Source organism: Streptomyces chartreusis, assembly GCF_008704715.1.
Lineage (GTDB): Bacteria > Actinomycetota > Actinomycetes > Streptomycetales > Streptomycetaceae > Streptomyces > Streptomyces chartreusis.
The window spans coordinates 8,193,694-8,214,628 of sequence record NZ_CP023689.1 but is presented as its reverse complement, the minus strand read 5'-3'; the positions used below and the strand labels follow the sequence as shown (position 1 = coordinate 8,214,628).

Sequence of the window (20,935 nt, the reverse complement as noted above, 5' to 3'; positions counted from 1 at the left end):
CTCACTCACAGTAACCGGCGGCACTGACAACGGGGGCGGGGAAGCGGGCGGCCTCGGACTCCGCGTGGGTGGGGTGGGTCCGAGGCCGGGTGTCGGTTCGGTCAGGCGCGCTTGCGGGCGAGTTCCTCGTAGAAGTGGAGGAGGTCGAGGTTGTCGATGGAACCGGGGTTGACCGCCTTGTCCAGGGGGGTGCCCTGTAGGAGGCGCTTGACCGGGACCTCGATGCGCTTGCCGGTGAGGGTGTGCGGGACGCCGGGGACCTCGATGACCTCGTCGGGGACGTGGCGCGGTGAGAGCTGTTCGCGGATGGTCTGCTTGATGCGCTTGAGGAGCGCTTCGTCGAGCGAGGCGCCCGGAACCAGGTGGACGAACAGGGGCATCCAGTAGCCGCCGTCGGGCTGTTCGATGCCGATGACGAGGGACTCCTTGATCTCGGGGAGTCGCTCCACGGCTTCGTAGATGTCGGCGGACCCCATGCGGACGCCCTGGCGGTTGAGGGTGGAGTCGGAGCGGCCGTGGATGACGACGGAGCCGCGTGAGGTGATAGTGATCCAGTCGCCGTGGCGCCAGACGCCGGGGTAGGTGTCGAAGTAGCTGTCGTGGTACCGGCTGCCGTCGGGGTCGTTCCAGAAGTGGATCGGCATGGAGGGCATGGGGTTGGTGACCACCAGCTCGCCCACCTCGTCGATGAGGGGCTTGCCGCTGGGGTCCCAGGACTGGAGGTCGGTGCCGAGGCCGGCGGCCTGGAGCTCACCGACGTTCACGGGCAGGGTGGGGACGGCTCCCGCGAAGCAGGAGCACACGTCCGTGCCGCCGCTGACGGAGGCGATCCAGAGGTCGTCGCGGACTTCGTCGTGCAGCCAGCGGAAGCCGTCGGGCGGCAGTGGCGAGCCGGTGGTGGCGACGCACTGGACCTTGGAGAGGTCGAAGTCGCGCGCGGGGTGCACGTCGGCCTTGCGGCAGGCCATGACGTAGGCCGCCGAGGTGCCGTAGAGGGTGGCTCCCGTGCGTTCGGCGATGCGCCACTGGGCCCCTGTGTCGGGATAGCCGGGGCTGCCGTCGTAGAGAACGATCGTGGTGCCGGTGAGCAGGCCGGAGACGAGGAAGTTCCACATCATCCAGCCGGTCGAGGTGTACCAGAAGAAACGGTCCTCGGGGCCCAGGTCGCAGTGCAGGCCGAGTTGTTTGAGGTGCTCTACGAGGATGCCGCCCTGGGACTGGACGATGGCTTTGGGGAGGCCGGTCGTGCCGGAGGAGTAGAGCACCCAGAGGGGGTGGTCGAAGGGGACCTGTTCGAAGACGGGTTCCACGTCGGCGGCCGTGAGGGCCGACCATTCCAGGGCGCCCTCGGGGGCCTCGGTGCCGAGAATCGGAATGTGCACGACCGCTCGCAGGGTCGGCAGTTCCCGGCGGAGTTCGGCGACGGTCTCGCGGCGGTCGTGTTCCTTGCCGCCGTAGCGGTAGCCGTCGACGGTGAACAGCACGACCGGTTCGACCTGCTGGAAGCGGTCGAGGACGCTGCGGGCGCCGAAGTCGGGGGCGCAGGAGGTCCATACGCCGCCGACGGCGGCCGTGGCGAGGAGGGCGACCACGGCCTGCGGGACGTTGGGGAGGTAGCCGCTGACGCGGTCTCCGGGCTGTACGCCGAGGGCGCGCAGCTCGGCGGCCAGGGAGCCGACCTGGCGGCGCAGCTCGGACCAGGTCACCGGGCGGGGCTCGTGGGATTCGTCGACGTGCAGGAGTGCGGGTTCGTCCGCGCGGGTCGCTGCCGCGCGCAGGGCGTGCTCGGCGTAGTTGAGGGCCGCGCCGGGGAACCACTGGGCGCCGGGCATCGAGCGGTCGCCGAGCACGCGCGCGTAGGGGGTGGAGAAGCGTACGTCGAACCACTCCGTGACGGCTGTCCAGAAGGTTTCCAGTTCGTCGACCGACCAGCAGTGCAGCGCCGCGTAGCCGCCCTCGGCGGGAGCGCCGTGGTTCTCGGCGGCCCAGGCCTGGAACTGGGTGACCTGTGCTCGGGCGATGCGCTGCGGGTCTGGCTGCCACAGCGGCTGGGGGTTCACGATCGACATGGAGCGGCTCCCGGAAACTGTGCGCGTCGTGTGCGTCTTCCACGCACGGCGGGGGTGTGCGCGTGACGCGGATGACACGGACGATGCCATGTGATCGACTTCTGCACCAGGGTCCGCCCCACATAGTCCGTGTCGTGAAGATGTGGTCCCGGCACGGGTGAACGGCAGTTGAACGCCGCACGCGTGTGGGGCGGCGAATGGCAGGCTGAGCAGCATGGACGGTCGTGACCTGGTGCGTTCGATGAAGGTGGTCGGTTCTGTGGGGGCGGCCCAGGGGTTGCGTACCGTACGAGCGGCGTGGCGCAGGAAGCGCGCGGACGCTCTGGGGCTGCCGCCCCGGGGTGCCGAGCGCGCCCGTGTGCCCGGGCCCGTGCAGGAGGTGCGGCCCGGTCCGGGGGGCGGTGTGATCCGGTTCAGCCGGTCCGAGCTGCAAGTGACCGTGACGGTGAACGGGGCTGTCTTCTGGGGCTGGGACGGGTCGGCTCCGGAGCCGTCGTACGCGCTGGCGGGTCGCTGTCCGGAACCGGATCCCCGGGCGGTCCTGGAGCCCGACAAGGACGGTGGCTGGCGGGTCGTGGCCGAGCGGGTGACGGTGGTCATCTCGCGGCACGGCGCCGTGGAGGTGCAGACGCCCGGTGGTGTGACGCTGCGCCGTGATGTGCCGCCGCGCTGGTGGGAGCCCGTGGCCGGCGGGCCGGCGCGCTGGATGCAGCGGTCCGAGGTGGCGGCGGACGCGCGGTTCTTCGGGCTCGGGGGGCGGGCCTCGGGACCTCGGCTCAGGGACGGCACGTACTCGCTGTGGAACACCGATCCCGGGCGTTCGTTCGGTCCCGGTGACGACCCGCTGTACATCACCATGCCGGTGCAGCTGGTGGTGGCCGACGCCGCCACGCATCTGGTGTTCCACGACACCTCGTGGGACGGCACCGTGACGCTGCGGGAGGGCGAGGAGGGCGCCGGCTCCGGGCATGACCGGGCGGGGACCAGCGAGCTGCGGATGGACGGCGGTCCCCTGCGGTGCTGGGTGATGGTGGGCACTCCCGCGCGCGTGCTGCTCGTGTGGGCCTCTCTGACCGGCCCGGCGGCGCTGCCGCCCGCGTGGGCGCTGGGGCACCATCACGCGCGGTGGGGGTTCGGCAGCGAGCATGAGGTGCGGCGGATCGTTTCGGGCTACCAGGAGCGGGATCTGCCGCTGGACGCGGTCCATCTGGACATCGACCACTACGACGAGCACCAGGTGTTCACCGTCGACCATGAGGGCTTTCCCAAGCTGCCCCAGCTCGCCGAGGACTTGCGGCGGGACGGGATCCGTCTGGTGTCGATCGTGGACCCGGCGGTCAAGGCCGAGCCGGGCAACGCCGTGTACGACAGCGGGACAGCCCTGGACGTGTTCGTGCGGGACGCCTCGGGCGAGGTCGCGCAAGGTGTGGTGTGGCCCGGGGATGCGGTCTTCCCCGACTTCACGCACGCGCACGTGCGGCAGTGGTGGGGCGGGCTGTACGAGGAGCGGCTGGCTCAGGGTTTCGCGGGTTTCTGGCATGACATGAACGAGCCGACTTCGTTCACCGCGTTCGGGGAGTCGACGCTGCCGCGTTCGGCCAGGCATTCCCTGGAAGGGCGGGGCGGTGACCATCGGGAGGCTCACAACGTCTACGGCCTGTGCATGGCCAGGGCGGGCTACGAGGGGCTGCGTGAGCTGGCTCCCGGGGAGCGCCCCTTCGTCTTCTCGCGCTCCGGCTGGGCCGGCATGCAGCGGTACGGCGGCAGCTGGTCCGGGGACGTGGCCACGGGTTGGCCCGGGCTGCGGGCATCACTGTCGCTGGTCATGGGGCTCGGGCTGTGCGGGGTGCCGTACTCGGGGCCGGACGTGGGCGGCTTCGACGGGAGTCCGTCGCCGGAGCTGTATCTGCGGTGGTTCCAGTTGGCGGCGTATCTGCCGCTGTTCCGTACGCACGCGAGTCTGCGGGCGGGGCGCAGGGAGCCGTGGGAGTTCGGCCCCGAGGTTCTGGAGCACGCGCGCGTGGCGCTCGTCGAGCGTCGGAGGCTGCTGCCGTACTTCATGACGCTGGCGCATCTGGCCCGGCGCACGGGGGCGCCCTATGTGCGGCCGGTGTGGTGGTCGGCGCCCGAGGACCGCATGCTGCGCGGCTGCGAGGATGCGTTTCTGCTCGGCGACGATCTGCTGGTGGCGCCGGTGCTGGATCCGGGGGCGGACCGGCGTGCCGTGCAGTTGCCGCGGGGGCGTTGGTACGACACGGCGACAGGACGGGCGTACGAAGGGCCGGGGCAGGTTCTCGTGGACGCGCCCATGTCACGGATCCCGGTGCTCGCGCGCTCGGGCGCCGTCGTCCCCGTGCGTGGGGACGACGGCGGGCTGGAACTGGAGGTGTGGGCGCCCGCCCGCGGACGGGCCGGGGGCGGGCTGGTGGTGCCGGACGCGGGTGACGGCTGGGACGAGCCGGAGATCGAGCGCTACGTCACCCGCTGGGACGGCGACCGTGTGGTCGTCGATCTGGAGCACGAGGACGGCATGATCCCGTCACCCCGTCCGGTGCGTGTACGCGGGCTCGGCGAGGGTGCGGCTCAGATGTAGCGGCCCTCGAAGAAGGCCCGTACGGCCAGCGTGTGCAGTGGGAAGGCGAGCTCCTCCGGCCTGCGCAGAAGGTGCCAGCCCTCGGTCTCGTCCGTGGCGGCCGACGTCGGCAGACGGTCGGCGGGCCGCTCCGGGAGGAGGCCGAACAGCAGCAGGTGGCCGTCCGGGGAGCTCATCGCGTCGACGAGGCGCACGTCGCGGCCGGCCGCGTCGATGCCGGTCTCCTCGCCGAGTTCGCGGACGACGGCGTGCCGCCAGTCCTCGCGGTCGTCGATGTAGCCGCCCGGCAGGGCGATGCCCCCGCGCGCGGGAGCGATGGTGCGGGTGACGACGACCAGGGCAGTGCCCTGCGTGTCGTACACGGGCTGGAGGGCGATGGCCACCGGCAGTGGGTTGCGGTAGGCCACGGCGCCGCACACCGGGCAGGTGCGCGGCCAGCCGGAGACGCCCTCTCCGTAGGGCGCGCCGCAGGTCGAACAGTGGGAGTTCGCTGCGGAGTTGGGAACGGAGGCTTGAGTTTCGGACACGCGGCGGACTGTATCCGATGGGCGGAAGGGCGTCTTCCGGGGGCCGGTCACCTGTGCGTCGTGAGGGATTTCGAGGACACGGGGAAGTCGAAGTAGGTGTCCGGGTAGAGCTCGGGCTTGTATGTGTAGTGCCACCACTCCTCGGCGAGGTTCACGAATCCGAGGGCTTCGAGGGTGCTCTTGAGGAGCAGCCGGTTGGCGTGCTGTTCGCCCTGGATGCGCGGGTCGAGGGTGTGGGAGAGGGTGTCGAAGCAGTCGAAGCCGGTGCCCATGTCGACGGAGTTGTCCGGGAACCGCTCGGCCTTGGGCGCGTAGCAGGGCACCAGGGGCTCGCCGGGTAGGTAGGGCCGGGTCGGCTTGGTCGGCAGCCTGACGATGGTGAGGTCCATGGTGGAGCCGCGGCTGTGGCCGGACTTCTCCGCGATGTAGCCGTCGAGGAACAGCCGGGTCTTGTCGACGTTCGGGTAGAACTCGTCCTTCATGGTCTGGTCGTCGAGGTCCTCGGCCCAGCGCACGAAGTGGTCCACGGCGCGCTGCGGGCGGTAGCAGTCGTACACCTTGAGCGAGTAGCCCTGGCGCAGGAGCCGCAGCTGGGCCTTGTGGAGCGCTTCGGCGGCGGGCCGGGTGAGGATGCACAGGGGCTGCCGGTAGCCGTCGATGCGCTCGCCGACGAAGTTGTGCGGCGTGAAGTACCGCATCTCCTGGATGATCGTCGGGTCCACGGTTCTCAGCGCCACGAAGTCCTTCGGGGCCTTGTCGGTCGCGGTCTTCGCCTGGGCGGTCGCGGGTGCGGCGGTCACGGCGAGGAGCGTGGCGAGTGCGACGGTCAGTCGCCGCGCCAAGGTCGAGAGTCGTGTCATGTCTCCTGCATCTATCAGCTGTGCGGTCCGCCGGGGAAGCGATCGGGTGCGCTTCCTTCCGAAGAACGCACCCTGCGCCCTGCCGCCATCCGGTCGACCGTGACACACTTCTGACGATCCGTCAGATGACTTGTCGGGAGGGGAAATGCCACGCACGCGTACGCCTGTGGTCGCCGGATGGTTCGCCGGAGACGGGGAGGACTTCCGGCTGATCGGTACTCGTTGCTCTGCGTGTACGTCGGTGTTCTTCCCTCGGGAGGACGGCAGTTGCCGCAACCCGGGCTGCCCCGGCGGTGAGCTGGAGGAAGTCGCGCTGTCGAGGCGCGGGCGCGTCTGGTCCTTCACGGACAGCCGGTACCGACCTCCGTCACCCTATGTGACCAATCCGGAACTTCCGTGGGAGCCGTACACGTTGATCGCTGTGGAGCTGGAATCCGAGCGCCTCGTGGTGCTGGGACAGGCGGCTCCCGGGGTCACCGTCGCCGATCTGACGGTGGGCATGGAGGTGGAGGTCGTCCCCGGAGTGCTCCATGAGGACGCGGAGACGACCTGGACGACCTGGCAGTGGCGGCCGACGGGGGTGACGGAATGACGGACGACGTGGCGGTGCTCGGCGCGGGCATGCATCCGTGGGGCAAGTGGGGGCGGAACTTCGTCGAGTACGGCGTGGCAGCGGCACGCGCGGCGCTGGCCGACGCGGGCCTGGAGTGGCGGGACATCGGGTCGATCGTCGGCGCGGACACCGTGCGGGGCGGTTATCCGGGATACGTGGCCGGGGCGACGTTCGCGAAGGCGCTCGGCTGGCAGGGCGCCCGGGTCGCAAGCGTGTACGCGGCGTGCGCATCAGGGGCTCAGGCGGTCAACACCGCGCGGGCGCAGATACTTTCGGGGCTCGCGGACGTGGTACTCGTGGTGGGCGCCGACGCGGCGCCCAAGGGCTTCTTCCGGCCGGCGGGCGGCGACCGACCTGACGATCCGGACTGGCTGCGGTTCCGAGTCCTCGGTGCGACGAATCCGACCTACTTCGGGCTGTACGCGCGTCGGCGGATGGCGGTGCACGGGGACACCCCTGAGGACTTCGCGCAGGTCAAGGTGAAGAACTCCGCCCTGGGCGCGCTCAATCCCAACGCCCGCTACCGCAAGGCGGTCACCGCCGACGAGGTCGCCGCCTCAGCCGTGGTCGCCGATCCACTGCGGCTGCTCGACATCTGCGCGACATCGGACGGAGGTGCGGCGCTCGTACTCTCCGGGATGGACTTCGCGCGTCGGCACGGGGTCGCCGATCCGGTGCGGATAAGGGCGGTCTCCACGGTGACGCCGCGCTACCCCAACACCGTCCTGGACCTGCCCGACATCGCGACGGACTCGGCGGCGGCGGTGCAGCCGGCGGCCGAGACGTTCCGGGAGTCGATCGCCCGCGCGGCCTACGAGGAGGCCGGAGTCGGACCCGAGGACCTGTCCTTCGCCGAGGTCTACGACCTGTCCACCGCACTGGAGTTGCAGTGGTACGAGGACCTCGGACTGTGCGGCGAAGGAGAGGCCGCGAAGCTGCTGAGAGAGGGCACGACGGCGCTGGGCGGACGCATACCCGTGAACGCGAGCGGCGGCCTGGCCTCCTTCGGTGAGGCCGTCCCGGCCCAGGCCATCGCCCAGGTCTGCGAGCTGACCTGGCAGTTGAGGGGCGCTGCGGGTGACCGCCAGGTCGCCGGTGCGCGGGTGGGCATCGCCGCGAATCAGGGGCTGTTCGGACACGGGTCGGCGGTGGTCGCGGTGCGCTGAGAGCGGAGTGCGGCGGCTGCGGACCATGCCCGCGCGGGTGGTCGTACCGGCGGCGCATCTGCCTCGCTCACGCCCATGACGATCAGCATTTGTCTACGCAGCGTGAGCGGGCCGGAATCCTGCGTGAACGTCTCATGAACTGGGCTCGGGCGGACTCCAGCGGCGCAATCATGCTCCCGTGCACTCCTGGACGGATACTCTCCGCTTCGCCTTCCAGCCGGTGGTCAATCTGACGACGGGCGGGGTCGCGGGGCTGGAGATACTGGCCCGCCCGGAGACCGGCGACGTCCTGGCCGAGGCGCGCCGCGATCCCGAACTCGACGGCCAGCTCGCCGTGTTGGCGTTCCGTGCGGCGGCTCGCAAGGAGACTCTGCTCCCCCTGTACGTCAACGTGTTCGCCGGCACCCTCGGCGACCTCGGTGGACTGACACCGCTGCACGACGCCGTCCGCGCCGCGGGGCGGCTGCCGTGGGAGGTGACCATCGACATCGGTCCGCCGTACACGCACGTGCCCCAGCAGGCGCTCCTGGAGGCGGTCGGCGCGCTGCGGAACCAGGGGTTCAGGATCAGCGCGGACGGCGTCGGCGACGGGGACGTCCCGCTGCGGCTGCTCACCGACATGTCGCCGGAGCTGGTGAAACTGGACGCGTCCCTGCTGGGGCGGCCGGCGGCGATCGGTTCGATGCGGGCGCTGTGCGAGCAGCTGGGAGCGCTCGTGTGCGTCGAGGGGGTGGAGACGGAGCTCCAGTGCGCGGCGGCGCGAGATGCGGGTGCGCAGCTGGCCCAGGGCGAGCTGTTCGCCCCGCCGGCCCGGCTGCCCGCGGCGGAGGTATACGTTCCGCCACGCTCGACCGGACTGGCGGTGACGCCTCGTTCCGGGCCCTCGGTACGCGAGTTCGTGCGGCCGGCGGCACTGCTGCCCGCCACGGCGTCGGCCGGGCAGGTGCGGGCGCTGCTGACCGGGTCCCCGGACGTGTCCGGGGTGCTGCTCGTGGACATGTACGGCGTCCCGGTGCGGTCGGTGCATCGCTCCCGCTTCCTGTTGTCCATGTCGGGCCGCTACGGCCACGCCCTGTACGCCGACCGGCCCGCGGCCAAGCTCGGTGATCCGCCGCGCACGGTGGGTGTCGACGCCACGGCGTGGGAGGTACTGGACGTGGTCGCCGACGGCGGGCGGGCTCGCACCTCGGACGACGTCGCCGTGGTCGACCGCTTCGGGCGGTGCGTCGGCGTCGTACGGCTCGCGGACCTCGTGCGGGCGCTCGCCGAGAACCGGGTGGAGGAGGCGGCCGGGCTCAACCCGCTGACTCGGCTGCCGGGATCAGACGCGATCACCGGTGAGGTGGACCGGCGGATCGCGGACGGCCGGAGATTCGCGCTGAGCTGGCTGGACGTGGACCACTTCAAGCAGGTCAACGACGGGGCCGGGTTCGCGGCCGGCGACGAGCTGATCAGGTCGGTCGGACGGGCGCTTCAGCACGTGGCGACGGACAGCACCCGCGTCGGCCACATCGGCGGGGACGACTTCCTGGTGCTCGCGGATCCGGAGGGGCTGAATCCACTCGCTGCCTCGGTGCTGGACGCGCCCTGGTCGGCGGGAGGGCGCGTCATCACTCTGTCCCTGGCCACGGTCCTGTGCGAACCCGGGAGCGTGACGGACCATCGCCAGGCGGCCTCCTGTCTCGCGCCGCTCAAGAAGGCCGCGAAGTCGCTGCGGGGGGCGAGCTGGGTCCTGGGGCGCGCGGGACTGCCGGGGCACGAAATCCTGCGTGGAGCGGAAGCGGCGCCTGCCGCCGGTTGCGCGGTGGCGGAGCCCGGCAGGGGGTGAGACGCTTTCCCCACGAGGTCAGCGGTGGCCGAAAGGCACCCGTGGGCCTCAGCACAGCAAGGCAACAGTAAGACAACAGCAATGGCCTTCGACCCTTGTCGAGTCCAGCAGGAGCTGGCCCGCCTGCCGGCCCCGGCGGGGCCTAGAGTCCCGTCCCTGTCCCGTCTCACTTCCGAGTGGGCGTGCCCGGAGCGCGGAAGGCGTGGGCCCGTGAGCCGTCGGCACACCCCGAACCGTTGGCGTCAGCGACCTTGACGCCCCTTTGACACCGGTGAACACTTCCCGGTGTCAGCCGACATCGCCGTACATTCTCGGCGTATCCACGCACTGCGCCGCGCGGTTCCGCCTGTGCAAAGGCCCTCCCCCACGGGCGATTCGGCTGCGACGGCACGCTCGTCACGGACGCCGGGCGGGGCTCGGGACCCTCCCTGCCTTCGTCTGAAGTCGCCATGGGAAACGCACCCCGCACGAAGAACCGGGGCCGATCGTCCCGGCCAGGGCCTAGGAGCAGCCATGAGCAACGGAGACATTTTCCTCGGTGAGGTCATCGGCACCGCGATCCTGATCCTCTTCGGGGCCGGCGTCGTAGCCGCAGTCCTACTGAACTACTCCAAGGCGAAGGACGGTGGCTGGATCGTCATCGCCTTCGGCTGGGGTTTCGGCGTCATGGCCGGCGCGTACACCGCGGCCCCGCTGTCCGGCGGACACCTCAACCCGGCCGTGACGATCGGGATCGCCATCGACACGGGGGTCTGGGACAAGGTCGGCATCTACATCGCCGGCCAGATGGTCGGCGCGATGCTCGGCGCGGTGCTGTGCTGGCTTGTCTACTTCGCGCAGTTCCAGGCCAACCGCGACGAGAAGATCGCCCAGCCGACGCTCGGGATCTTCTCCACCGCGCCCGCGATCCGAAATCCCGTCGCGAACCTGATCACCGAGATCATCGCGACGATCGCGCTGGTGCTGCCGATCCTGGCGTTCGGCCTGACCAAGGGCCTCGCCCTGTCGGGCACGGGGATCCTGATCGTCTCGTTCCTGGTGGTCGGCATCGGTCTGTCGCTCGGCGGTCCCACGGGGTACGCCATCAACCCGGCCCGTGACCTGGGCCCCCGCATCATCCACGCCCTGCTCCCGATTCCCAACAAGGGCGGCTCGGACTGGAGTTACTCGTGGATCCCGGTCGCGGGACCGCTGATCGGCGGGGTGCTGGGCGGGGTCATCTACAACGCAGCGTTCTGAAGGATCCGACGAAGGGGACGTCATGACGGACAAGTTCGTCGCCGCAATCGACCAGGGCACGACCTCGAGCCGCTGCATCATCTTCAACCAGGACGGCGCGATCGTGGCCGTCGACCAGCGCGAGCACCGCCAAATCTTCCCCAAGCCCGGCTGGGTGGAGCATGACGCCACGGAGATCTGGTCCAAGGTGCAGGCGGTGGTCGCCGGGGCGATCGCGAAGGCCGGACTGCGCACCGACCAGCTCAGCGCGCTCGGCATCACCAACCAGCGCGAGACGACGGTCCTGTGGGACCGTGCGACCGGCAAGCCGGTGCACAACGCGATCGTGTGGCAGGACACGCGCACCGCGGCACTGTGCAACCAGCTCGGCGGCTCGGACGGCCAGGACCGGTTCCGCGAGCAGACCGGTCTGCCGCTGGCCAGCTACTTCTCCGGCCCCAAGGCCGCCTGGCTGCTGGACAACGTGCCCGGCCTGCGGGATCGCGCCGAACGCGGCGAGATCGCCTTCGGCACCATCGACTCCTGGCTCATCTGGAACCTCACCGGCGGCACGGACGGCGGGCGGCACGTCACCGATGTGACGAACGCCGGGCGCACCATGCTGATGAACCTGGGGACCCTCCAGTGGGACTCCTCGATCCTGTCCGCCATGAACGTGCCCGAGGCCATCCTGCCGGAGATCAGGTCCTCCGCCGAGGTGTACGGCACCGCCGTCGGCCAGCTGGCCGGGGTCCCGGTCGCCTCGGCCCTGGGCGACCAGCAGGCGGCCATATTCGGTCAGGCCTGCTACGACGTCGGCACCGCGAAGAACACCTACGGCACCGGTAGCTTCCTGCTGCTCAACACGGGCAACCGGCCGGTGCCGTCGAAGAGCGGGCTGCTGACGACGATGGGCTACAAGATCGGCGACGAGGCGCCGGTGTACTGCCTGGAGGGTGCGATAGCCATAACGGGCGCGCTCGTCCAATGGTTCCGCGACCAGCTCGGCATCATCCGCACCGCCGACGAGATCGAGTCCCTCGCGGAAAGCGTCGAGGACAACGGCGGCGCGTACATCGTGCCCGCCTTCTCCGGCCTGTTCGCTCCGTACTGGCGCTCGGACGCGCGCGGCGTCGTCACCGGTCTGACGCGCTACGTCACCAAGGCGCACCTCGCCCGCGCGGTGCTGGAGGCGACGAGCTGGCAGACGCGCGAGGTCGTGGACGCCATGTACCAGGACTCCGGCGTCGAGATCACGACCCTGAAGGTCGACGGTGGCATGACGAAGAACAACCTCCTCATGCAGCACCAGGCCGACGTACTCGGCGTGCCGGTGATCCGGCCCAAGATCTCCGAGACGACGTGTCTGGGCGCCGCGTACGCGGCCGGGCTGGCCACGGGCGTGTGGAACGACCTGGACGAGCTCAAGGCGCACTGGGCGAAGGACGCCGAGTGGACGCCCACGATGACCGCCGAGGTGCGTGACCGCGAGTACCACAACTGGCGCAAGGCGGTGGAGAAGAGCTTCGGCTGGGAGGAGGACGGCCAGAGCTGAGGCAGGCGCCGAGAGCGGCCCACGCGTGCGTGCGTCCGACGTGAGCCACGCGCGGTGTGCCCCTGGCCCACGGCCCGTACCCCGGTCGGCGGGGGTACGGGCCGTGTCCGTGAGCGGGGCTCAGGTCGTCACGGTCTGTCGGTGGCTCGCCTGGAAGGCCATCGCGTGCTGGACGACGCCGATGAGGATCTCCTTGACGGACTCCCGGTCACGGGCGTCGCACAGCACCAGCGGTACATCGGGGTCCAGATCGAGGGCCTGCCGGATGTCGTCGGCGGGGTAACGGTCTGCGCCCTCGAAGCAGTTGACGCCGACGAGGAAGGGTATGCCGCGCCGCTCGAAGTAGTCGATGCCGGCGAAGGAGTCCTCCAGACGCCGCGTGTCGGCGAGGACGATGGCGCCGAGGGCACCCTCCGACAGCTCGTCCCACATGAACCAGAACCGCTCCTGGCCGGGCGTGCCGAAGAGGTACAGGACCAGGTCCTCGCGCAGGGTGATGCGGCCGAAGTCCATGGCCACGGTGGTGGTGCGCTTGGCCTCGACACCGCTCGTGTCGTCGACCGGACGTCCGGCCTCGGTGAGCAGTTCCTCAGTGCGCAGCGGCCTGATCTCGCTGACCGCGCCGACGAGGGTGGTCTTGCCCACACCGAAGCCGCCGGCCACCAGGATCTTGAGCGTGACGGGCTCGACCGGAGGCTTCCCGCGCTCAGAACGCCCGAAGATCATCGATCTCTTCTCCTGCTTGATGGGGGTCGCGCGACGGTGGGCCGTAGCCTCCGCCGCCGGGGGTTTCGATGACGAGTACGTCGCCGGGGCCGACGTCCGCCGAGTCGCTGCCGGCGAGCGCGGTGACCGTGCCGTCCGCGTGCTCGACGCGGTTGGCCCCCAGTGCGCCGGGCTCGCCGCCGGCCATGCCGTAGGGCGGGACGCGGCGGTGCTGGGACAGCGTGGAGACGGTCATGGGCTCGTGGAACCGGAGGCGGCGTACGGCGCCGTCCCCGCCGTGCCACCGACCGGCGCCGCCGCTGCCGTGCCGGAGCGCGAACTCGTCGAGCTGGACGGGCAGTCGCCATTCCAGCACTTCGGGATCGGTGAGCCGTGAGTTGGTCATGTGGGTCTGGACGACGGACGCGCCGGGGAAGCCGTCGCCCGCGCCTGACCCGGAGGCCACGGTCTCGTAGTACTGGTGGCGTTCGTTGCCGAAGGTGACGTTGTTCATGGTGCCGGAGCCTTCGGCCTGGACGCCGAGGGCCGCATAGAGGGCGCCGGTGATGGCCTGGGAGGTCTCCACGTTGCCCGCGACGACCGCGGCCGGAGGTTCGGGAGCAAGCATGGAACCGGGCGGCACGATGATGTCGAGGGGGCGCAGACAGCCGTCGTTGAGGGGGATGTCGTCGGCGACCAGGGTGCGGAAGACGTACAGGACCGCCGCGTTGACGACCGAGAAGGGCGCGTTGAAGTTGGTGGCGAGTTGCGGGGAGGTGCCGGTGAAGTCGACGGTGGCGGTGCGGGCGGCGCGGTCCACGCGCACGCGTACCCGGATGACGGCGCCGGAGTCGGTCTCGTAGGCGTACTCGCCGTCGTCGAGGGCGTCGATGACGCGGCGGACCGCTTCCTCAGCGTTGTCCTGGACGTGCCGCATGTAGGCCTGGACGACGTCGAGGCCGAAGTTCTCGATCATGCGGGCGACTTCGTCGACGCCCTTCTGGTTGGCCGCGATCTGGGCGCGCAGGTCGGCGAGGTTGGTCCTTGGGTTGCGCGAGGGGTACCGCGCCTCGGTGAGCAGAGCGAGGGTCTCCTCCTCGCGGAAGCGGCCGTTCTCGGCGAGCAGCCAGTTGTCGAAGAGGATTCCCTCCTCCTCGATGGTGCTGCTGTTCGCGGGCATGGAGCCGGGCGCGATGCCGCCGATCTCGGCGTGATGGCCGCGTGAGGCGACGTAGAAGAGGATCCGCGGCTCACTCTCCGTGTTCTCCGTGCCGTCCGTGTCGAAGACCGGGGTGATCACGGTGACGTCGGGGAGATGGGTGCCGCCGTGGTACGGGTCGTTGACCGCGTAGGTGTCGCCCGGGCGCATTCCGGAGCCGCGGCGCCGGATGACCTCCTTGACGCTCGTGCCCATGGAACCCAGGTGGACGGGGATGTGCGGGGCGTTGGCCACCAGGTTTCCGTCCGGGTCGAAGAGCGCGCACGAGAAGTCCAGGCGTTCTTTGATGTTGACGGACTGGGCCGTGGATTCGAGGCGGGCGCCCATCTGTTCGGCGATGGACATGAAGAGGTTGTTGAAGACCTCGAGTAGAACCGGGTCGGCTTTCGTGCCGAGATCGGAACTCTCCGTAATCGCCACGCGTTCCATGACCAGATGCCCGTCGTCGGTCGCCACGGCTTGCCAGCCGTCGTCCACGACGGTCGTCGCGCTGGCCTCGGTGATGATCGCGGGGCCGGTGACGGTCTCGCCGGGAGGGAGGAACTCCCGGCGGTGGAGGGGCACTTCGCGCCGGGTGCCGCCGGTGTGGAGGAGGACGGTGTGCGGTGCGGCCGGGCTGTCCTCGGGGGCGGCCTCGTAAGGGGCGAGAGCGGAGAGATCGGGGGGTTCGGTGATGCCGGTGGCTTCGACGGAGAGGGCTTCGACGACGATCGGGCGGTCGAGCGTGAAGGAGTACGTGGCGCGATGACGTTCTTCGAAGGCGCGCCGCATCGTGTCGGGCTCGGTGAGTTCGACGGTGAGGGTGGTGTCGGTGCCGTCGTAGCGGAGTTGGGCGCGTCGGGTGATCCTGACGCGGTCCTCGGGGACGTCCTCGTCGAGGATTTCGGCGCGGGCGGCGGATTCGAGGTCATCCGCGGTCTTCAGGACGCCGGGCATCGACGCGGTGTCGAGGGGGACTTCCACGGACTGTTCGCGCATGGCCGTAGTGTCGGCGAGTCCGATGCCGAGTGCGGAGAGCACGCCGGCCATGGGCGGCACGAGGACGGTGCGGATGCCGAGCGAGTCGGCGACCATGCACGCGTGCTGTCCGCCCGCGCCACCGAAGGTGGTGAGGGCGTAGCGGGTGACGTCGTGGCCCTTCTGGACGGAGATCCGCTTCACGGCGTTGGCGATGTTGGCGACGGCGATCTGAAGGAAGCCCTCGGCCACCTGCTCGGGGGTGCGGTCGTCCCCGGTCTGTTCGCGGATGTCGCGCGCGAGGGCGGTGAAGCGGTCGCGGACGAGGGCGTCGTCGAGGGGCTGGTCGCCGTCGGGGCCGAACACGTGCGGGAAGTGCGCGGGTTGGATGCGGCCGAGCATGACGTTGGCGTCGGTCACGGCGAGCGGTCCGCCGCCCCGGTAGCAGGCGGGCCCCGGGTCCGCGCCCGCCGAGTCCGGCCCTACGCGGTAGCGGGAGCCGTCGAAGTGGAGCACCGAGCCGCCGCCGGCCGCGACGGTGTGGATGTCCAGCATGGGGGCGCGCAGCCGCACTCCGGCGATCTGGGTGGTGAAGACGCGTTCGTAGTCGCCCGCGAAGTGCGAGACGTCGGTGGAGGTGCCGCCCATGTCGAAGCCGATGACCCGGTCGAACCCGGCGAGCTGCGACATGCGGGCCATGCCGACGATGCCGCCGGCGGGGCCGGAGAGGATGGCGTCCTTGCCTCGGAACTGCCCGGCTTCGGCGAGACCGCCGTTCGACTGCATGAACATCAGCCGCACGTCTTCGAGCTGGTCGGCGACGTGCTGGACGTAGCGGCGCAGCACGGGCGAGAGGTAGGCGTCGACGACGGCGGTGTCCCCGCGCGGGACGAGTTTCATCAGGGGGCTGACCTCGCTGGAGAGCGAGATCTGCGGGAAGCCGAAGCGGTCGGCGAGTCGGCCGACGGCCTGCTCGTGGGCCGGGTGGAGGTGGCTGTGCATGCAGACCACGGCGACGGCGCGGATCCCGTCGTCGTACGCCTCCTGGAGAGGACCGGCGAGGGCGTTCAGGTCGGGGGTGCGCAGGACGGTGCCGTCGGCGGCGATGCGCTCGTCGACCTCGACGACCCGCTCGTACAGCAGCTCGGGCAGCTTGATGCGGCGGGCGAAGATGCGGGGGCGGTTCTGGTAGGCGATGCGCAGGGCGTCGCGGAAACCGCGGGTGATCACCAGCAGGGTCCGCCCGCCCTTGCGCTCCAGGAGGGCGTTCGTGGCGACCGTCGTGCCCATGCGGACGGCCTCGATGGGGTCCGGGGAGCCGTTCAGCAGTTCGCGTACGCCCGCCACGGCGGCGTCGGAGTAGCGCGCCGGGTTCTCCGACAGGAGCTTGTGCGTCAGCAGGCGGCCGTCCGGGCGTCGCGCGACGATGTCCGTGAAGGTGCCGCCACGGTCGACCCAGAACTGCCAGCCTGTCACGTCACTACCCCGCTTCCGCGCCGCTCACAGCGCCCGCAGGCCGTTGATCACGTCGCGCAGAATACTCTCGTCCACCAGCTCAGCAGGCGGTACGGGCCGGTTCACATGGACGAATTCCCCATCCACGAGGTCTCCGACAAGGACCCGCACGACTCCGATGGGCAGATCAAGTTCGGCGGAGAGTTCCGCGACGGACTGCGGGGCGTCACGGCACAGCTCGACGATGTCCACGTGTTCCGGGGACAGTGTCGAGTCGGCGTCCGGGTCGTCCGCGTGCGCTTCCGCGACGACCACCGCGATCAGGTCGAGGCGGTGCTGGGCCGCACTGGTGGTGCGGCCACGCGTCATGGCGTACGGACGGACGACCGGTCCGGCCTCGTCGTCGAACCAGTGGCTTCTTCCCTGACCGTCAGCGCTCATGCCATCCCACTACCCGCCCGAGGTCAGATCGGTGCGCGGAGTGGAGGCCAGATGTACGCCGACCCGCTTGACGAGGAGCGTCATCTCGTACGCGACCTGGCCGACGTCGGAGTCGGCGTCCGAGAGCACGGCGAGGCAGCTGCCGTCACCGGCCGCCGTCACGAACAGGAAGGCTTCGTCCAGCTCGACGACCGTCTGCCGGACGCTGCCCGCCTCGAAGTGCCGGCCCACGCCCTTGGCGAGGCTGTGGAACCCGGACGCGACGGCGGCCAGGTGCTCGCTGTCCTCACGGGTCAGGTCCTTGGACACACCCGTGGGCAGGCCGTCGCCGGAGAGCACGAGGGCCTTGCGGATGCTGGCGACTCGGTCCACCAGGTCGTCGAGGAGCCAGTTGAGCTCCCCCGACTGGTTCGTCGCGGTGTGGCCGGTCGCCTCTGGTGCGGTCATCGACCGTCCCCCTTAGTCGTTCGTTGTGGTGCTGTGCCGCTGTGGGCGTCGTCGCCCGCGGCGTTCTCCGTGCGGCCGCGCTGCCAGCCGCGTTGGAGTGAGGCCATTCGGCTGCGTACCTCGTCCGCGTCCCGTTCCACGGGCTCCGGCTTGTCCTCGGTGCGCCGCGCGGGGCCCTGCCTGAGCTGGGGAGCCAGGTTGGCCTGCCGTACGCGGCGGGGCAGCGCGCCCGTTCCGGAGCCGGTCGGCGGTTGCGCGCCGGCCGGGTTCGGTGCCGAGTCGTCGGCGCTGCTGGACGCGATGGCGGGGCGATGGGTGCGCCTGGGCAGTGCCGGTGGCTCCGGCTGCTCACCGCGGTCCCGCGCCGACGGCTCGCCGCGATCCCGCGCGTCGGCGGACGGGATGCCGGGGCGCTCCTGGCCGTGGTCGTGCCCGTCGGCCGCGCCGCCCTGGGGGCCTGTGCCGCGGCGCCGGGTCGGCAGAGGTGCGAGGCCGTTCGGCTGCGGTCGGCTCGTGCTCGCCGAGGGCTCCGGGTCGGGCTTCTCGCGCCGGGAGCGCTGCTCCGTGACGGGGCGCCCGTGCGAGCTGACCAGCTTGGGTGTGCTGCGGCGCGGCAGCGGCACCGGCGCGCTCATGTCGGCTTCGGGACTCTGCTCCGGGCCGCCGGGGATGCCGGAGACCGGGTGCTGCTCGCCGAGCGGGCCGGTCGTCTCGGTCTCGGTGGGGCCGAGGGCTCGACGCGGGCGGAACAGGCCGCCGCGATCGCCGTCCTCGTCGGCGAGGTGGTCCGGGAAGCCGCCGAGCGCGTCGAGGTCGACGGGGGCTTCCAGCTCGACCGGACCGTCCAGGAGCGAGGTGGGCAGGCCGGGCACCCGGACCGGTACCTGGGAGAGGGCCGCGCGGCGCGCCTCCTCCAGCTCCGCTTCCTTCGACGGGGTGGGCCGGTCGAGACGGAAGCCGATGCCGTTGGTGTCGGGCACGTCGTCGGTGAGGAGCGCGTCGGGAATGAAGACGACCGCGGTGGTGCCGCCGTACGGCGACGGCTGGAGGGAGACGCGGACGTTCTGGCGCTGGGCGAGACGGCTGACCACGAAGAGACCGAGCCGGTCGGTGTCGGACAGTTCGAACTCGGGCGTCTCGGCGAGCCGGAGGTTGGCGTCGAGGAGGGCCTCGGCGGCCATGCCCAGGCCACGGTCGTGGATCTCCAGGGTGAAGCCGTTGGCGACGCGCTCGCCCAGGACCTGGACGGCGGTGTGCGGCGGGGAGAACACCGTGGCGTTCTCGAGGAGTTCGGCGACGAGGTGGGTGATGTCCGCGACGGCCGGGCCGGTGACGGCGACACGGGGCAGACGGCGCACCTCGATGCGCTCGTAGTCCTCGACCTCGGCGACCGCGGCGCGCACGACGTCCATGAGCTGGACGGGCTTGCGCCACTGCCGGGAGGGGGCGGCGCCGGAGAGGATCACCAGGCCCTCGGCGTGGCGGCGCATACGGGTGGTGAGGTGGTCCAGGCGGAACAGGTCGGCGAGTTCGTCGGTGTCCTCGGTCCGGCGTTCCATGGTGTCGAGGAGGGTGAGCTGCTTGTGCAGGAGGACCTGGCTGCGGCGGGCGAGGTTGACGAAGACCTCGGAGACGCCGGCGCGCAGTTCGGCCTGCTTGACGGCGGCCTCGACGGCGGCGCGCTGGAGGGTGTTGAGGGCCTGCCCGACCTCGCCGATCTCGTTCTTGTCGTACTCCAGGCGCGGGACCTCGGTCTCGACGTCGACCTGTTCGCCGGCGGAGAGGCGGCGCATCACGCTGGGCAGGCGCACGCCGGACGCCTCGTGGGCCTCCAGGCGCAGCTGTCGCAGGTCGCGGATGAGGCTGCGGCCGATCCGTACGGACAGGACGAGCGAGAACAGCAGGGCGAGCAGTCCGAGGACGCCGGCGATGGCGGCCTTGACGATGACGCCCATCGCCACCGGCTGGACGCGCTCCTGATAGCGGGTGCCCGCCTCGTCGTTGAGCTTGCTGAGCTCTTCGAGGACGCTGCCCGCGGCGGTGTCCCAGCTCTTGGCCTCGACGATGCTGGGCCGGCCCGGCTGGCCGAAGATGACGGCCTGTTCGGCGACGCGCAGCGGGGCGGTGGAGGCGTTCTTCCAGAAGCGTTCGAAGCGCTCGCGCTCCGACGACGGCAGGTCGGTGAGGCTGACGTCGTACATGAGGGTGCGCTGGGCCACGAGGTCGGAGACGTCGCGGATCTCCTCGCGGGTGAGCTTGCCGACCACGAGGGCGGAGCTGAGCAGCGCGTCCTCGCGCGAGAGGAGCTCGCGGGCGCGGGTGACGTTGAGCAGGGCGCGTGCCTGCTTGTCCATCGCGACGCTGTCGATGCCGTCGAGGGCACCAAGCAGTGCGTAGCAGGGGTCGACGAGGCGGTTGTAGAGATACAGGGCCTGGGCGCGGGTCACCGTGCCGTCCTCGACGCTGCGGCGCAGGGCGTTGATGCCGTCGAAGGCGTCCAGGACCGCGGTGAGGCGTTCCTCGTCGCCCTCGTCCATCCCGTCGCGGACGTCGGGGTCCTTGGCGTTCTTGCGGATCTCGGACACGGCGGTGTCGGTGGAGCGCCGGGTGACGCGCAGCGCCGTCAGTGCGTCCGAGGCCCGTGGGTCGGCGAGATAGACGAGCGCCTGACGACGCTCCTGCTGGAGGACGCGCACGGCGTCCTCGGTGGAGTAACCGATCTTCTCGACGAGGGACGACACCGTGAACAGCTGGGCCACACCTCGCCCCGTGAGTACCGTGGCGAAACCCCAGATAGCGGTCAGGGACACCAGCGGCACGAGAAGCAGCGCCACCATCTTCCGGCGGATCGACTTCCCGCGAAAGCGCATGGCCTCCCCCAGCTCAAACCCCCCACCGGGTAGGGGGCACACCTGTGCGTCAACAGTCGGCGCGAGCCTACTACCGACGCACAGGTAACTCGAAGAGCGGTCCGGAACCTGAACTTCCGTACCGGCGACGAGACATGTGGAGTTGTCCGTTCATTACGGGAGATTGCCTACCGCCATCCCGTGGCACCCCGGGGGAGGGAACCAGCCGGTTTCTCTGGCCAGTTGGCCGGATTTTTATCATTCCCGGGAATCTTCGCGCCGCGTCGTTCGTCCTTCTGTACGGGAAATGGGGGCGGAATGGGCCACAGGAGCCGCATCCTGCCCCTGGGCGGCGTAAAACAGCGCAAGCCGGGCAGCCACTGGGGAGCCGGGTCTTCGGACACGGGCAACGGGTCTGCTGGCGGTGGGGAGT

The 20,935-nt window shown here is 70.6% G+C and carries 14 protein-coding genes; 6 read left to right on the top strand and 8 right to left on the bottom strand.

Translation table 11 applies throughout. The annotated features are described in order from the left end of the window. Positions 1-101: 101 nt before the first annotated feature. Complete coding sequence (locus CP983_RS36345) at positions 102-2,069, bottom strand: acetoacetate--CoA ligase (protein WP_150504298.1); 1,968 nt, start codon at positions 2,067-2,069, stop codon at positions 102-104. Positions 2,070-2,283: 214 nt separating this feature from the next. On the opposite strand from CP983_RS36345, the gene CP983_RS36340 reads away from it, so the two are divergent. After that, entirely contained in the window at positions 2,284-4,662 is a 2,379-nt protein-coding gene (locus CP983_RS36340) for a glycoside hydrolase family 31 protein (protein WP_150504296.1), read from the top strand. Here CP983_RS36340 and CP983_RS36335 read toward each other — a convergent pair. Both CP983_RS36335 and CP983_RS36330 read right to left on the bottom strand, forming a co-directional pair. Continuing rightward, positions 4,653-5,189 carry an NUDIX domain-containing protein gene (locus CP983_RS36335; RefSeq protein ID WP_125525392.1) on the bottom strand — a complete coding sequence of 179 codons (537 nt, stop codon included), beginning with the start codon at positions 5,187-5,189 and terminating at the stop codon, positions 4,653-4,655. The genes CP983_RS36340 and CP983_RS36335 overlap by 10 nt on opposite strands. Before the next feature lie 47 nt (positions 5,190-5,236). Next, positions 5,237-6,049, bottom strand: coding sequence for a M15 family metallopeptidase (locus CP983_RS36330; protein WP_150504294.1), 813 nt, complete (start codon positions 6,047-6,049; stop codon positions 5,237-5,239). A gap of 166 nt (positions 6,050-6,215) precedes the next feature. On the opposite strand from CP983_RS36330, the gene CP983_RS36325 reads away from it, so the two are divergent. From CP983_RS36325 to glpK, 5 genes are all read left to right on the top strand, one after another. After that, positions 6,216-6,641 carry a Zn-ribbon domain-containing OB-fold protein gene (locus tag CP983_RS36325; protein ID WP_150507064.1) on the top strand — a complete coding sequence of 142 codons (426 nt, stop codon included), beginning with the start codon at positions 6,216-6,218 and terminating at the stop codon, positions 6,639-6,641. Then, entirely contained in the window at positions 6,638-7,828 is a 1,191-nt protein-coding gene (locus CP983_RS36320) for a lipid-transfer protein (RefSeq protein WP_150504292.1), read from the top strand. Before CP983_RS36325 ends, CP983_RS36320 begins: the two co-directional genes overlap by 4 nt. Before the next feature lie 178 nt (positions 7,829-8,006). Continuing rightward, positions 8,007-9,656, top strand: coding sequence for a GGDEF domain-containing protein (locus CP983_RS36315; protein ID WP_150504290.1), 1,650 nt, complete (start codon positions 8,007-8,009; stop codon positions 9,654-9,656). Between the two features lie 513 nt (positions 9,657-10,169). Beyond that, positions 10,170-10,895 carry an MIP/aquaporin family protein gene (locus tag CP983_RS36310; protein WP_150504289.1) on the top strand — a complete coding sequence of 242 codons (726 nt, stop codon included), beginning with the start codon at positions 10,170-10,172 and terminating at the stop codon, positions 10,893-10,895. 22 nt (positions 10,896-10,917) lie between these two features. Next, entirely contained in the window at positions 10,918-12,429 is a 1,512-nt protein-coding gene (gene glpK / locus CP983_RS36305) for a glycerol kinase GlpK (protein ID WP_150504287.1), read from the top strand. Between the two features lie 120 nt (positions 12,430-12,549). Here the strand turns inward: glpK and CP983_RS36300 are convergent, their stop codons facing one another. Genes CP983_RS36300 through CP983_RS36280 form a run of 5 tightly spaced genes read right to left on the bottom strand, consistent with a single transcriptional unit; the run spans position 12,550 to position 20,523 of the window. Further along, positions 12,550-13,155 carry a GTP-binding protein gene (locus tag CP983_RS36300; protein ID WP_030947268.1) on the bottom strand — a complete coding sequence of 202 codons (606 nt, stop codon included), beginning with the start codon at positions 13,153-13,155 and terminating at the stop codon, positions 12,550-12,552. Continuing rightward, entirely contained in the window at positions 13,136-16,786 is a 3,651-nt protein-coding gene (locus CP983_RS36295) for a hydantoinase B/oxoprolinase family protein (RefSeq protein ID WP_150504285.1), read from the bottom strand. Before CP983_RS36295 ends, CP983_RS36300 begins: the two co-directional genes overlap by 20 nt. A gap of 24 nt (positions 16,787-16,810) precedes the next feature. Then, entirely contained in the window at positions 16,811-17,206 is a 396-nt protein-coding gene (locus CP983_RS36290; protein WP_107909450.1) for a DUF742 domain-containing protein, read from the bottom strand. A 9-nt stretch (positions 17,207-17,215) separates the two neighbouring features. Beyond that, a complete protein-coding gene (locus tag CP983_RS36285) occupies positions 17,216-17,653 on the bottom strand; it encodes a roadblock/LC7 domain-containing protein (RefSeq protein ID WP_107909449.1) in 438 nt (145 codons plus the stop codon). Beyond that, positions 17,650-20,523: a nitrate- and nitrite sensing domain-containing protein gene (locus CP983_RS36280; protein ID WP_150504283.1), complete on the bottom strand. Its 2,874-nt coding sequence runs from the start codon at positions 20,521-20,523 to the stop codon at positions 17,650-17,652. Before CP983_RS36280 ends, CP983_RS36285 begins: the two co-directional genes overlap by 4 nt. Between the last annotated feature and the right edge of the window lie 412 nt (positions 20,524-20,935).